The sequence below is a fragment of the Streptomyces sp. TBY4 genome (assembly GCF_024213195.1).
Lineage (GTDB): Bacteria > Actinomycetota > Actinomycetes > Streptomycetales > Streptomycetaceae > Streptomyces.
The window spans coordinates 522,608-534,636 of sequence record NZ_JANAVF010000001.1; the positions used below are offsets into that span (position 1 = coordinate 522,608).

General features: G+C 73.7%; 14 protein-coding genes and 1 tRNA gene. 7 read left to right on the plus strand and 8 right to left on the minus strand.

Annotated features, from left to right (window positions below; all coding sequences use genetic code 11):
* Positions 1-163: 163 nt before the first annotated feature.
* A complete protein-coding gene (locus NLX94_RS02465; RefSeq protein WP_254380865.1) occupies positions 164-1,060 on the minus strand; it encodes a LysR family transcriptional regulator ArgP in 897 nt (298 codons plus the stop codon).
* Positions 1,061-1,130: 70 nt separating this feature from the next.
* On the opposite strand from NLX94_RS02465, the gene NLX94_RS02470 reads away from it, so the two are divergent.
* The 4 genes from NLX94_RS02470 (at position 1,131) to NLX94_RS02485 (ending at position 4,128) form a co-directional block, all read left to right on the plus strand.
* Entirely contained in the window at positions 1,131-1,778 is a 648-nt protein-coding gene (locus NLX94_RS02470) for a LysE/ArgO family amino acid transporter (RefSeq protein ID WP_254380866.1), read from the plus strand.
* Between the two features lie 125 nt (positions 1,779-1,903).
* Positions 1,904-2,965: an NUDIX hydrolase gene (locus NLX94_RS02475; RefSeq protein WP_254380867.1), complete on the plus strand. Its 1,062-nt coding sequence runs from the start codon at positions 1,904-1,906 to the stop codon at positions 2,963-2,965.
* Between the two features lie 258 nt (positions 2,966-3,223).
* Entirely contained in the window at positions 3,224-3,826 is a 603-nt protein-coding gene (locus NLX94_RS02480; RefSeq protein WP_254380868.1) for an RNA polymerase sigma factor, read from the plus strand.
* A complete protein-coding gene (locus NLX94_RS02485) occupies positions 3,823-4,128 on the plus strand; it encodes a hypothetical protein (protein ID WP_254380869.1) in 306 nt (101 codons plus the stop codon). The genes NLX94_RS02480 and NLX94_RS02485 overlap by 4 nt, the downstream gene beginning before the upstream one ends.
* 90 nt (positions 4,129-4,218) lie before the next feature.
* On the opposite strand, the gene NLX94_RS02490 is transcribed toward NLX94_RS02485, so the two are convergent.
* Positions 4,219-4,295: transfer RNA gene (locus NLX94_RS02490), tRNA-Pro, on the minus strand.
* A 175-nt stretch (positions 4,296-4,470) separates the two neighbouring features.
* On the opposite strand from NLX94_RS02490, the gene NLX94_RS02495 reads away from it, so the two are divergent.
* Positions 4,471-5,175 (plus strand): transketolase, encoded by a 705-nt coding sequence (locus NLX94_RS02495; RefSeq protein ID WP_254380870.1) that lies wholly within the window; start codon positions 4,471-4,473, stop codon positions 5,173-5,175.
* Between the two features lie 43 nt (positions 5,176-5,218).
* A complete protein-coding gene (locus tag NLX94_RS02500) occupies positions 5,219-6,118 on the plus strand; it encodes a transketolase family protein (RefSeq protein WP_254380871.1) in 900 nt (299 codons plus the stop codon).
* Here the strand turns inward: NLX94_RS02500 and NLX94_RS02505 are convergent.
* The 6 genes from NLX94_RS02505 to NLX94_RS02530 form a co-directional block, all read right to left on the minus strand.
* On the minus strand, positions 6,105-6,536 hold the full coding sequence (locus NLX94_RS02505; RefSeq protein WP_254380872.1) for an MmcQ/YjbR family DNA-binding protein: 432 nt from the start codon (positions 6,534-6,536) through the stop codon (positions 6,105-6,107). The genes NLX94_RS02500 and NLX94_RS02505 overlap by 14 nt on opposite strands.
* 65 nt (positions 6,537-6,601) lie before the next feature.
* On the minus strand, positions 6,602-7,153 hold the full coding sequence (locus NLX94_RS02510; protein ID WP_254380873.1) for a GAF domain-containing protein: 552 nt from the start codon (positions 7,151-7,153) through the stop codon (positions 6,602-6,604).
* Positions 7,154-7,168: 15 nt separating this feature from the next.
* Positions 7,169-7,756, minus strand: coding sequence for an ATP/GTP-binding protein (locus tag NLX94_RS02515; RefSeq protein WP_254380874.1), 588 nt, complete (start codon positions 7,754-7,756; stop codon positions 7,169-7,171).
* Complete coding sequence (locus NLX94_RS02520) at positions 7,734-8,153, minus strand: DUF742 domain-containing protein (protein WP_254380875.1); 420 nt, start codon at positions 8,151-8,153, stop codon at positions 7,734-7,736. The genes NLX94_RS02515 and NLX94_RS02520 overlap by 23 nt, the downstream gene beginning before the upstream one ends.
* On the minus strand, positions 8,150-8,593 hold the full coding sequence (locus NLX94_RS02525; RefSeq protein WP_254380876.1) for a roadblock/LC7 domain-containing protein: 444 nt from the start codon (positions 8,591-8,593) through the stop codon (positions 8,150-8,152). Before NLX94_RS02525 ends, NLX94_RS02520 begins: the two co-directional genes overlap by 4 nt.
* Before the next feature lie 53 nt (positions 8,594-8,646).
* A complete protein-coding gene (locus NLX94_RS02530; protein ID WP_254380877.1) occupies positions 8,647-10,311 on the minus strand; it encodes an ATP-binding protein in 1,665 nt (554 codons plus the stop codon).
* A gap of 575 nt (positions 10,312-10,886) precedes the next feature.
* On the opposite strand from NLX94_RS02530, the gene NLX94_RS02535 reads away from it, so the two are divergent.
* Positions 10,887-11,960: a hypothetical protein gene (locus tag NLX94_RS02535; protein ID WP_254380878.1), complete on the plus strand. Its 1,074-nt coding sequence runs from the start codon at positions 10,887-10,889 to the stop codon at positions 11,958-11,960.
* Positions 11,961-12,029: the final 69 nt, after the last annotated feature.

Below are 12,029 nucleotides of genomic sequence, written 5' to 3' on the forward strand. Positions count from 1 at the left end.
CCCCCGGCCCGTCCCCGCAGGCCAAGGCCCCGGACCCCGCCCTGCGCAAGATCCCCGCACACCCTCCCCGCCCCCTCCGCAGAACCCCGGCGGCCCCCTTTTTTGCCCCCGCCGCAGCCCGGCACCCCTGACGCCCCCCGCCAGAGGGAAACCCCCCGCCCCCCTACTCCAGCGCCCCCGCCGCCGCCCGCGCCACCGCCTCCGCGACCATCGACAGCGCGGGCGAATCCAGCTTCCACTGCTGCCAGTACAGCGGAATCTCCAGGCTCCGCCCGGGTGCGATCACCACCAGCTCTCCCGCCGCCACCAACGGGTCCGCCTGCACCATCGGCAGCATCGCCCAGCCCAGCCCGGCGGCAGCCGCATCGCAGAACCCCTCCGACGTCGGCACGTAGTGGCGCACCGCCGAGGCCCGGGCCGCCGCGTCCCCGGTCACCACCCGGACGAACTCGTCCTGGAGCAGGTCCAGCCGGTCGAACACGACGACCGGCGCCTCCCGCAGGTCCCGCGCCACCGGCCCCCGCAGATGCCGCGCCGCGAACGCCGGGCTCGCCACCGGCAGGTACCGCACGAGCCCCAGCCTGCGCACCGTGCACCCCGCCACGGGCACCGGCTGCGAGGTGACCGCCGCCATCACGCGCCCGTCCCGCAGCAGTTCGGTCGCGTGGGCCTCGTCCTCCCGGTGCAGTTCGAAGCAGACCGGCGGGTCCTGCGGCACCCCCGTCAGCGCGGGCAGGAACCACGTGGCCAGCGAGTCCGCGTTGACCGCGATCGGCAACCGCACCGGGCCCAGGCCCTCGGCCATGCCGAGCTCGGCCCGCGCGTCGCGCTCCAGCCGGACGAGCTGCCTCGCGAACCGCACGAGGACCTCCCCCGACTCGGTCGCCCGCACGGGCTTGGTCCGCATCAGCAGCACCCGCCCGGTCCGCTGCTCCAGCGCCTTGACTCGCTGACTGACGGCCGACGGGGTCACGTGGAGGGCGGCGGCGGCCGCGTCGAAGGTGCCCTCGTCGATCACCGCGAGCAGGGTCCGTACCTGGTCCACAGGCAGCTCATCCATCACAGCAGCTAATGGTAGGTAAGAATCTTTAGCTGTACTCCTCGCCGCGCCGCTGCCTACGGTCGAAGACATGACACACGGCATCATCCCGGCGGCCCTCGCGGGCTTCGGCACCGGTCTTTCCCTCATCGTCGCCATCGGCGCCCAGAACGCCTTCGTCCTGCGCCAGGGCGTACGCCGCCAGTCGGTCCTCGCCGTGGTCGCCATCTGCGCCCTCTCGGACGCGGCCCTGATCGCCCTCGGCGTGGCCGGCGTCGGCGCGTTCGTCACCGCCTGGCCTCCCGCCCTCACCCTCGTCGGTCTCGTCGGCGGCGCCTTCCTGATCGGCTACGGAGTCCTCGCCGCCCGCCGGGTGCTGCGCCCCGACCCGGACGCCGCCCTCGCCGCGGACGCCCCCGGCGGGGCCCCGGGCTCGGCTTCCGCTTCCGCCTCCGCCCGGCGCGCCGTGCTGACCTGCCTGGCCATGACCTGGCTCAACCCGCACGTCTACCTCGACACCGTGCTGCTCCTCGGCTCCCTGGCCGCCGGCCGCGGCGACCTGCGCTGGGCCTTCGGCGCCGGCGCGGTCCTGGCGAGCCTCACGTGGTTCGGCGCGCTCGGCTACGGGGCCCGGCTGCTCAGCGGCCCGCTCGGCAGGCCCGCGGCCTGGCGGGCGCTGGACGGGCTCGTCGCAGCGACCATGGTCACGATGGGCGGCCTCCTCCTGGCCCGGGCCTGACCCCGGGCCCGAGCCGCCCCGAGGTCCACCCCATGGACGCTCCCCGAGTGGGTACGGATCACCGTGCCCACCCGCCCGTACGCCACCCCGCCCGTACGCCATCTCCCGCACCTCCAGGAGCCCCCGTGCCGGATCAGCCCCCGCCCGCTTCCCCGTACACCGACTCGGTCCGCGCCTACTACGCCGCCCAGCCCTCCCCCCTCGTGGCCGCCACCGGGATCGTGCTGGACGCCCGCGGGCGGGTCCTCGTACTCACCACCTCGTACAAGACGGAGCTGGAGCTCCCGGGCGGGACCGTGACGGACACCGAGACCCCGGAGGAGGGGCTGGCCCGCGAGCTGAAGGAGGAGCTGGACCTGAGCGTGCCGGTCGGGCGGCTGCTCGCCGTGGACTCCCGCCCGCCGGGGCCCCTCGGCCGCTCCCTCGTCGCCCACATCCACCTCGTCGGCCCGCTCACCCCCGAGCAGACCTCCGCGATCTCCTTCCCGGACGGGGAGGTCACCGAGACGCACTGGCTCACCCCGGAGGAGGCCTACGGGGCCCTGCCGGCCCGGATCGCACCCCGCCTGCGCGCCGCCCTGGCGGCCCTGAACTCCGGCTCCTTCGCGCACCTGATCGACGGGGTGCCGCAGCCCGGCTCCCCGGCCGGCTTCGACCCCGCGCGCCGCGCGGAGCTGGAGCACGCGAACGCCTACGACCCGGCCGACCACCGGGCCGCCCGCCCCAGGACCCTCACGGCGGCGAGCGTGCTGTTCACCGACTCCGCGGGCGGGGTCCTGCTGGTACGGCCCGCGTACGGCGACCCGGACCGCTGGAACCTGCCCGGCGGCGGCATCGACAGCGACCTCGGTGAGATCCCGCGCACCGCGGCCCGCCGCGAGGTCCTGGAGGAGCTCGGCCTCGACCTCGCCCCGGGCCGGCTGCTCGCCGTCAACTGGTCCCACCAGCCCGGCTTTCCGGCCCGTGTCCGCTTCCTCTACGACGGCGGCACCCTCGACGCCGCCACCCTGGACCGGATCCGCCTCCCCCGTACGGAACTCCTCGAATGGCGCACGGTCCCCCCGGCCGACCTGCGCCGATTCACCAAACCGGCCCTCCGCCGCCAGATCAAGGCCTCCCTCAAGGCCCGCGCCACGGCCACCGGCCCCCTCGAACTCCACGCGGGCCGACGGGCGGACCGGGACTGACTGCGCATCCTCACTGCGAATCCTTCCCTTACCGCGAATCCTTTTCGGGCCTCCCCGTCTCTTGTCCGTGTACCGGCCGAACGGGCCGGTGGGACCTGGAGGAGACACCCATGATGATCACCGGACTCGTCGTGATCGGAGCCCTGCTCGTGGGCGCGTGCAGCTGGCACCTGATGCGGCGGTACAAGAGCCGGACCTGACCGGAGCCGGACCAACAGGAGCGACAGGGCCCACAGGAACGACAGGAACGAGCAGCGCATGAACCAACGCTTCCGCTGGCCGGACGAGCGGCTGATCAGGGCGGCCCAGGACGGCGACGTCACGTCGCTCACCACCGTCGTCATGGAATCGCAGCCCCACGTCCGCAAGTTCGCCCTGTCGCTCTGCGCCTCGCCCCAGGACGCGGAGGACGCGGCACAGGAGGCGCTGATCATCCTCTACCGGAAGATCGGCACCCTGCGGGCCACGGGCGCCCTCGCCTCCTGGATGTTCCGGATCGTGCGCAACGAGTGCCTGCGGCAGCTGCGGCAGTTGCCGCAGCTGCGGCCGGCCGGCCCGCGGAGCGACGGTGCCCCGGAGCATCCGGCGGACGCGGAACCGTCCGCCGAGGACTCCGTACTGCACAGGCTGGAGGCGGAGCGGGTCGCGGCCGCGATCGGCGCCCTTCCCCGCGAGCAGCGGCAGGTCCTGATCCTGCGGGACGTCCAGGGCCTGCCCGGCAGGACCGTCGCCGACGCGCTCGGCCTGAGCACCACCGCGATGAAGTCACGCCTGCACCGAGCACGCACGGCCCTGCGGCACTCGCTGGCAGCGGTCGACCGACCGAGCGACCACCCGATCGAAGGAGACCCACGACGATGAACACCCTGAAGTCCGCACCTTCGCCGCCGCCCCCGATGAACTTCGCCAGCAGCTCCGTCCCGCGCCACCTGGCGCGCGGCGCCATCGGCTTCGGGCTGATCATCGGGGCGATCGCCCTGGTGCCTGCCGTCGGCCCGTTCTCCCTGCTGGCGGCCCCCCTGGCCCTCATCGCCTTCCGGGGCTGCCCCACGTGCTGGATGGTGGGCCTGGCCCAGACCCTCTCCCGCGGCCGCCTGGAGCGCCGGTGCACGGACGACACCTGCACCCTCGCCAAGGCACCCGCGGCCCACAAGCCGGCCTGAGGCGGGCGACACAGGGCAACGCGGGAATCCGGGTACGGAAAAGGCCGTCCTCCCATGGATGAGAGAACGGCCTCCGACCTGCGTGAAGCATGGTCGGGACGACAGGATTTGAACCTGCGACCCCTTGACCCCCAGTCAAGTGCGCTACCAAGCTGCGCCACGTCCCGATACGCGTTGACCTGGGGTTTCCCCTGGTTGAACGCGCAGGAGAACGATACCGCACTTCGGGCGGTGGTCGCGCGCACCTTTCTTCGGGGCGGTGGGCCGGGGCCGCGGGCCGGGGCGAGGACCGGGCGAGCCGGTGGTTGACCTCAAGCGCACTTGAGGTTGCAGGATCGGGCCATGACACGGACAGCAGCCGCGGACGCCCGGTTCCGCTACGAAGACCTGGGCCCGCTCATGGCCCTCATGACCGGGGCCGAGAAGCACGGCCCCGCCGCCACCTCCACGCTCGACGCGCTGTGGGTGCTCTACGACCGGATCCTGCGCGTGGGGCCCGGCACCGCCGGGGATCCGGGGCGGGACCGGTTCCTCCTGTCCAAGGGGCACGGGCCGATGGCGTACTACGCCGTCCTCGCCGCCAAGGGCTTCTTCCCGGTCGGCTGGCTCAGCGGGTTCGGCGCGTACGACTCGCCCCTCGGGCACCACCCGGACCGGACCCTGATCCCCGGGGTGGAGATCGGCAGCGGCTCCCTCGGGCACGGGCTGCCGCTCGCCGTGGGGAGCGCGCTCGGGCTGCGGGCCCAGGGGCTCACCGACCCGGCCGTGTGGGTGCTGATCGGGGACGCCGAGCTGGACGAGGGAAGCAACCACGAGGCGATCGCGTACGCCGGCTCCGCCGGTCTGGAGCGGTTGCACACGATCGTGATCGACAACGACTCCGCGACCCACGGCTGGCGGGGCGGCATCGCCTCCCGCTTCGAGGCCGCCGGCTGGGACGCGGTCGCGGTGGACGGCCGGGACCACGCGGCGCTGCACACGGCGTACACCACGCCCCACCCGGGCCGGCCGCTCGCCGTGGTCGCCCGGGTCGAGAAGAAGAACTGACCGAGCAGTAGAGAACAGCAGTAGAGATCTCCGAGGGGGAGACATGGACACCATGCGCGAACGATTCGTCTCGGTCACATCGCGGGCACTCGACGAGGACCCCCGGCTGGCCGTCGTGCTGGCCGAGATCACCATGGACGGCTTCCGGCCCGCACAGGACCGCCATCCGGACCGGGTGGTCAACGTGGGCATCCGCGAGCAGCTGCTGATCGGCGTCGGCGGCGGCCTGGCCCTCACGGGGCTGCGCCCGGTGGTGCACACCTTCGCCAGCTTCCTCGTGGAGCGGCCCTTCGAGCAGGTCAAGCTGGACTTCGGGCACCAGGGCACGGGCGGGGTCCTGGTCAGCGCGAGCGCGAGCTACGACTGGCCGGCCGGCGGGTTCACCCACATGGCGCCGGGCGACGTGGCCCTGCTGGACACCCTGGACGGCTGGACCGTGCACGTCCCGGGCCACCCGGACGAGGCCGAGGCACTGCTGCGGCACGCCTACGCCGCCGGGGACGACAAGGTCTACGTCCGGCTCTCCGAGCAGTCGAACACGGCGGCCCGCCCCGTCGCCGGACTGGGTTTCCAGACCGTACGGGAGGGCCGTGGCGGCGTCGTCGTCGCCGTCGGGCCCCTGCTCGACAACGTCCTCGCGGCGACCGAGGGCATGGATGTGAGCGTGCTCTACGCGCCGACCGTACGGCCCTTCGACGACGCGGCGCTGCGCGCTGCCGTCGGGCACGGCCCGGCCGACGTGGTGCTGGTCGAGCCGTACCTCGCCGGGACCTCCACGGCCGCCGCGAACCGGGCACTGGAAGCGGTCCCGCACCGGGTGCTCGGCCTCGGCGTCGGCCGCGCCGAGCTGCGCCGCTACGGCACCATCGACGAGCACACGGCGGCGCACGGACTGGACCCGGCCGCGCTGCGCGCGCGGATCGCCGCCTTCACTCCGCGGTGACCGGCCCCCCGGGCCCGCGGCGGTCCAGCTCCGGATGGGCCGCCGCCAGGCGCTTGGGGGCCGCCTGGCACCAGGAGTCGGTCAGGATCGAGCGCAGCTCCGCCGCGTCCTCCACCGCCGCCAGCCGGACCCGGAGCCACGCGTAGTTGTCGTCGTGGCCGGGCCGTATGAAGAACTTCTCCGGCTCCGCCGCGATCAGCTCCTCGCGGTCCTCCCGGGGACACTTCACCCCGATCGAGGTGTCGTCGTCGGCGAGCGCGGCGAAGATCTTCCCGCTGTTCCCACTGCTCCCGCCGGTCCCGCTCTTGCCGTTCGCCGCGCCGCCCACCCTGAAGGTGGGCATGCCCCAGGCCAGTTTCTCGCTGCTGCCCGGGAGCGACAGCGCGATCCTCCGGACGTCCTCCGCCGTCGTGCCCATCCCCCGACTCCTCTCCGGTACGCGCAAGGTGCCTCGTCTCCGACGGTAGACCCGGGCACTGACATTCACCCCCGGGCCGCGCGGTCCTCCCGGTCGTGCAGCAGCTCCACCAGCTCCGCCGCCAGCGCCTTCACCTGCGCGAGCCCCGCCAGCCCCCAGCGCCTGGGCACCACGTCCACCGCGCACACCGTCCCCAGGACGATCCCGCGCCGGTCGGTCAGCGGCGCGCCCGCGTAGGACCGCACCCCGCTCTCGTCCACGACGGCGTTGCCCGCGAAGCGCGCGAAGTCCCGTACGTCCTCCAGCACCAGCGCGCGCCGCCGTACCACCACGTGCGGGCAGTACCCGTGGTCCCTGGGGAGCGCCCGCGCCGGATAGCCGCTCGCCGGGGCGTCGGGCGCGTGGTGCAGCCCGGCGAAGAACTGCCGTTCCTCGCTGATGAAGTTGACACCGCTGTACGGCGCCGCGAGCTCGTCCGCGACCCGGCGCGCGAACGCGTCCAGCTCACCGTCCGTCCGCTCCCCCAGCCCCAGTTCACGCAGCCGCAGCACGCGGGCGGGCGCCTCCCGGTCCACCGGTGTGAGCAGCAGGTGTCCGGTCGATTCGTAGTAGGTCATGGTGTCTCCCCCACATCACGTCTGGTACTTGGTGTCGAGCAAGTGGTGGACCAGGGCTGCCAGCACCCCCGTTCCGGAGCTCGGCAGGCGGGCGTCGCAGCGCACCACGGGCACCTGCGGGCCGAGCCCCATGGCGTCCCGCACCTCGCCGGGCGTGTAGCGGTGCCCACCGTCGAACTCGTTGACGGCGACGATGAAGCCGACCCCCCGCCGCTCGAAGAAGTCCACGGCGGGGAAGCAGTCGGCGAGGCGGCGCGTGTCGGCGAGCACCACCGCCCCCAGTGCGCCCGCGCACAGCTCCTCCCAGAGGAACCAGAACCGCTGCTGGCCGGGGGTGCCGAAGAGGTAGAGCACGTGCCGCTCGGCCAGGGTGATGCGGCCGAAGTCCAGCGCCACGGTCGTGGTCGTCTTCGCCTCGACCCCGTCGAGCGCGTCGGCGGCCTCGCTCAGCCCGCTCAGCAGCTCCTCCGTGCTCAGCGGCTCGATCTCGCTCACCGCGCCCACGAAGGTGGTCTTGCCCGCCCCGAACCCGCCCGCGACCAGGATCTTCAAGGTCGCGGAGGATTCGCCGGCGGCCGGGTCAGAGCCGTTTGCGCAGGCCATCGAGCACCGCCCGGAGCAGGGACTGGTCGTCGTCGGCGAAGGAACCGCCGGTGGGGAAGCACGGTGCCCGCACCGTCACGGCCCCGTGTTCCATCAGATCGCCGAGGACGACCTTGACCACCACCGCAGGCAGCCCGAGGTGGCCCGCCACCTCGGCGACGGTGACCGCCGCCGAGCCGGCGCACAGCCGCAGCGCGAGGGCGTGCTCGGCACCGAGGGGCGCGCGCGGGCGCACTCCGGTGGCCGTCACCAGCGACAGCAGGTCGAGGGAGACGGACGGTCGCGTCCGCCCGCCGCTCGCGGTGTACGGCCGGATGACCCGGCCCGCGGAATCGTCCAGCCACGGCGCATCGCGCGGTCCCCCCGGTGCCGTTGCCCCCCTCGCGCGGCCCCTCATCGCTCCACGTCGGCAGCGGGCCGCCGCGGCGGGGCCGCCAGGTACGGGCGGACGCTCTTGACCAGCATGGCCATCTCGTAGCCGAGCACGCCCGCGTCGGCCTCCCGGTCGGCCAGTACGGCCAGGCAGGTGCCGGAGCCGGCCGCCGAGACGAAGACGAGGGCGGTGTCGAGCTCGACCACCACCTGCCGGACCTCGGCTCCTTCCGCGAACCGGGACCCGGCGCTGCGGCCGAGGGCGTACAGCCCGGAGGCCAGGGCCGCCAAGTGGTCGGCGCTGTCCGCATCGAGTCCGTGCACGCAGGTGACGAGCCCGTCGGCGGTCAGCAGGACCGCGCTGCGCGTGTACGGGACCCGCTGGACCAGGCCGCTGAGCAGCCAGTCGAGGTCCGAGAGCCGCGTGGTCGTCGTACTGGTCGTGGTCGCCGCTTCGCCGCCCATGGGGGTGCGCTCCTTAGCTGTCGGGTGATGGGGTGAGGGGCCGGAGGCCGGGGTCACGTCCGGTGCTCCGACTGGGCGAGGCCGAAGCCCCGCTGGAAGGCGGCCATCAGGCCGGGGTCGTGGACGGGCCCCTCCGCGGCCCCGGCCCCGCCGGCGCCTCCCGGCCGGGGTGCGGGGGCCTCGCGCAGCTGGGGCGCGAGGTGCTCCTGGGCCCGCCGCCGGGGCAGCGGCGGCCGCTCTCCGCCGTCCCGGGCGGCCGGCACGGACGGGGCGGGCGCGGCGACGGCGGGGGTGGCAACCACAGGTGCCACAGGCGCTACGAGTACCACCGGTACCGCCGGCGCCACAGGCGCCACGACCGTGGACGCCATCACCACCGTTTCCGTACCCGCGGGTTCCGTACGGGGCCCCGTGCCCGGCAGGGGCACCCGTACGGGCTCCAGCAGCGGCGCGCCGGCCCCCTCGCCGGTCCCCCAGGAGGTGGCCCGGGAGCCGCCCAGGGCGTCGGCCGCGCTCGGCGCCCCGGCTCCCAGCAGCTCCTGGGGCAGGACCAGTACGGCGAGCACGCCACCGTAGATGTTCGACTTGAGCTCGACGGCGATCCCGTGCCTGCGCGCCAGCGCCGAGACGACGAACAGGCCGATCCGCCCGTCGGCCAGCAGGTGCCGCACGCTGATCTGGTCGGGGTCCGCGAGGAGGGCGTTCATCCGGTGCGCCTCCTCGGGCGGCATGCCGAGCCCCCGGTCCTCCACTTCGACCGCGATCCCGGCCGTGACCCGCTCCGCCCGCACCACGACGTCGGTGTCGGGGGCGGAGAACACGGTGGCGTTCTCCACGAGTTCGGCGAGCAGGTGCACCACGTCGGCGACGGCGTGGCCGCGTACGGAACCCCCCGCGGGGGGCACCACCTTGACCCGGGTGTACTGCTCGACCTCCGCGACCGAGGAGCGCAGTACCTCGCTCAGGTCGACGGGCCGGGTCCACTGGCGGCGCGAGGCCGCCCCGCCGAGCACCGCGAGGTTCTCCGCGTGGCGCCGGATCCGGGTGGCGAGGTGGTCGACCTGGAAGAGCTCCTTGAGCAGGTCCGGGTCCTCGACCGTGTCCTCCAGGTCGTCCAGCAGCGAGATCTCGCGGTGCACGAGGGACTGGAGGCGGCGCGCGAGGTTGACGAAGACCTCGACCTTGCGGTCGCTGTCGGAGGGCGTGACGGGCCCGCCGAGGCGGACCAGGGTCGCGTGGGCCTGTTCGCGGGCGCCGCGCAGCTCCTGGGCGAGCAGCCAGAACTCGTCGATCCCCGCCGTCTCGGGGCCGAAGGACGGCGCGGCCGACCCGCCGCGCACCGGGCGGGCGGGCAGCTCGCCGCGCTCCAGCCGGTCGGCTGTGGTGTGCAGCTCCTGGCGGCCGCGGACGCTGGAGCGGCGCAGCGCCTCGCAGCGGTCGCGGACGGTCTTGGCCGCGCGCTGGGCCCCGAGCAGGGCGGCCGCGAGCGCGCCCGCGAAGAGCAGGGCGCAGCCGCCGAGCACCGGCCACAGCCGGGGGTCGCGGGCGCCCGCGCCGCCGCCGAGCTGGAGCGCGAAGATCACCGCGGCGGCGCCGCTGAGCCCGGCTGCGAGCGTGGGCAGCAGGGCGGCGCGGATCAGCTGGGGCCGTATCTGCCGGCCGGGACCGGTGACGGCATGTCTCGACGGGGCGTGGCGGGCGGCGCGGAGTCCGGACATCGACGTCCTCGGTATGTGGGGCCCGGCCCCCGGGCTTCCCGGGATCCGGTGTTGATCACCGGATACCCACGCTAGACCGCACGCTCCGCCCCAGGACGGCCAGTTGGGGAACTTCGCCCGGGTGCTTCCCGCTCCCGATGGAGCGCTCGTACGACAGCCCGAATGCGCCGGGAGCGCGCACCACCCGGCGCCCCGCGGGCACGCGCCGTCCCCCGGAGCTCCCGCCCGCACCTCACCCCCCCTCCTGCCCCGCCCACGGCGCCCGAAGACCGCGGAGCCGCTTGTTCGACTTCGGCATATGCAACTCAAATCAAAGAATTATCTAGGTAGATGCGGCATTAAAGTACTGCTAGAGTCCGCATGCGCTGCTCATGACCGAGCGGCGAACCGGCCGAGCCCGTACCCCTGGTCTGCCCTGAGCGGCGTACATCCGCGAGGCAAGCGCCCGTTGTGATGCCGTGACAGCTCCGCACCGACGACTCCCGTGCCGCGCCGCCCAGCCGATCGTCCACGGCCACGGCCTCCGCCCTTGCTCATCACCAGTCACCAACCACCCATCCCATGGGGAGAGCCACATGACCGCAGGACTTCTGCGCCGCTTCGCCGCGGGCAGGACGCTGATCCTGGGCGCCGTACTGGCCCTGGCCGTACCGGGAACCGCCTACGCCAACACCGTGGGCGTGACCGTGAAGACCCCCGGGGCCACCAGCGGCCCCTCCACCTCCAGCTCCGAGATATCCACCCACGCGGACTGTTCGAGCGGCCTGATCTCCGGCGGCGGGATCACCCAGGCCCTCGGCACGGGGGCGGTGAACGGCAACCACGTCAACGGCACCTCGCCCAGCTCCGACGGCAGCACCGAGTACCTCGGCTCCACCGGCGTCGTCGGAACCGACGTGACGCACTGGCTCGGCATCGGCGGAAGCGGGGGCCAGGTGAACGCCGGCTTCTCCAGCACCCCCTACGCGATGTGCTTCACCAGCAACCTGATCAACCACACCCAGGTGGTCATGAACAAGGCCAACACCCCCACCACCGGCTCGACGGTGGGCCTCGTCACGGCGACCTGCCCGGCCAACACCCGCCTGCTCGGCGGCGGGGCGCGCACCACCCCCGGCAACACCGGCTCCTTCAAGCCGATCGCCGCCTTCCCCACCTTCAACAACTCCGCCCACAGCTACGGCGCTAAGGCCGCGGCCGACGGGGAGACCAACCCCGACTCCTGGTCCGCCGTCGGGTGGGACAACAACAGCAACGCCGCCAACCAGACCTTCGCCTACGCGATCTGCAGCGGGAGCGGCATCAACGTCAGCGGCGTCAACGTGAAGGTCCGCTTCAGCGAGGTGAGCGGCCCGACCACGGGCAGTACGGGCCTGAAGGCCACGGTCACCTGCGGTGGCGGGGACGGGAAGCTGGTCAGCGGGGGCGCCGCCATCAGCGGGGGCAACGTCACCACCACCAACTTCACGGGACCGGCCTCGGGCGGCGACCACCTCAACGGCAGCTACCCCAGCGACTCCAGCGCCAATCCCGTGAGTGACGGGGCCACCACGGCGGCGTCCTGGACGGCCTTCACCCACACCGGTGGGGCGAACTCACCGAACACCAAGACCGACGTCTGGGCGCTCTGTGCCGACGACGGCGTCTGAGTCACCGGCGCCACCACGCGTTCCACCCGTTCCACCCGCACAACGCCGCATCCGAACGACGACCGCTCT

What these genes read in the sequence shown, in the direction of transcription:
- NLX94_RS02465 (WP_254380865.1), bottom strand. Translation starts at nt 1,060, where the DNA reads ATGGATGAGCTGCCTGTGGACCAGGTACGGACCCTGCTCGCGGTGATC.
- NLX94_RS02470 (WP_254380866.1), top strand. Translation starts at nt 1,131, where the DNA reads ATGACACACGGCATCATCCCGGCGGCCCTCGCGGGCTTCGGCACCGGT.
- NLX94_RS02480 (WP_254380868.1), top strand. Translation starts at nt 3,224, where the DNA reads ATGAACCAACGCTTCCGCTGGCCGGACGAGCGGCTGATCAGGGCGGCC.
- NLX94_RS02485 (WP_254380869.1), top strand. Translation starts at nt 3,823, where the DNA reads ATGAACACCCTGAAGTCCGCACCTTCGCCGCCGCCCCCGATGAACTTC.
- NLX94_RS02495 (WP_254380870.1), top strand. Translation starts at nt 4,471, where the DNA reads ATGACACGGACAGCAGCCGCGGACGCCCGGTTCCGCTACGAAGACCTG.
- NLX94_RS02500 (WP_254380871.1), top strand. Translation starts at nt 5,219, where the DNA reads ATGGACACCATGCGCGAACGATTCGTCTCGGTCACATCGCGGGCACTC.
- NLX94_RS02505 (WP_254380872.1), bottom strand. Translation starts at nt 6,536, where the DNA reads ATGGGCACGACGGCGGAGGACGTCCGGAGGATCGCGCTGTCGCTCCCG.
- NLX94_RS02510 (WP_254380873.1), bottom strand. Translation starts at nt 7,153, where the DNA reads ATGACCTACTACGAATCGACCGGACACCTGCTGCTCACACCGGTGGAC.
- NLX94_RS02515 (WP_254380874.1), bottom strand. Translation starts at nt 7,756, where the DNA reads ATGGCCTGCGCAAACGGCTCTGACCCGGCCGCCGGCGAATCCTCCGCG.
- NLX94_RS02520 (WP_254380875.1), bottom strand. Translation starts at nt 8,153, where the DNA reads ATGAGGGGCCGCGCGAGGGGGGCAACGGCACCGGGGGGACCGCGCGAT.
- NLX94_RS02525 (WP_254380876.1), bottom strand. Translation starts at nt 8,593, where the DNA reads ATGGGCGGCGAAGCGGCGACCACGACCAGTACGACGACCACGCGGCTC.
- NLX94_RS02530 (WP_254380877.1), bottom strand. Translation starts at nt 10,311, where the DNA reads ATGTCCGGACTCCGCGCCGCCCGCCACGCCCCGTCGAGACATGCCGTC.
- NLX94_RS02535 (WP_254380878.1), top strand. Translation starts at nt 10,887, where the DNA reads ATGACCGCAGGACTTCTGCGCCGCTTCGCCGCGGGCAGGACGCTGATC.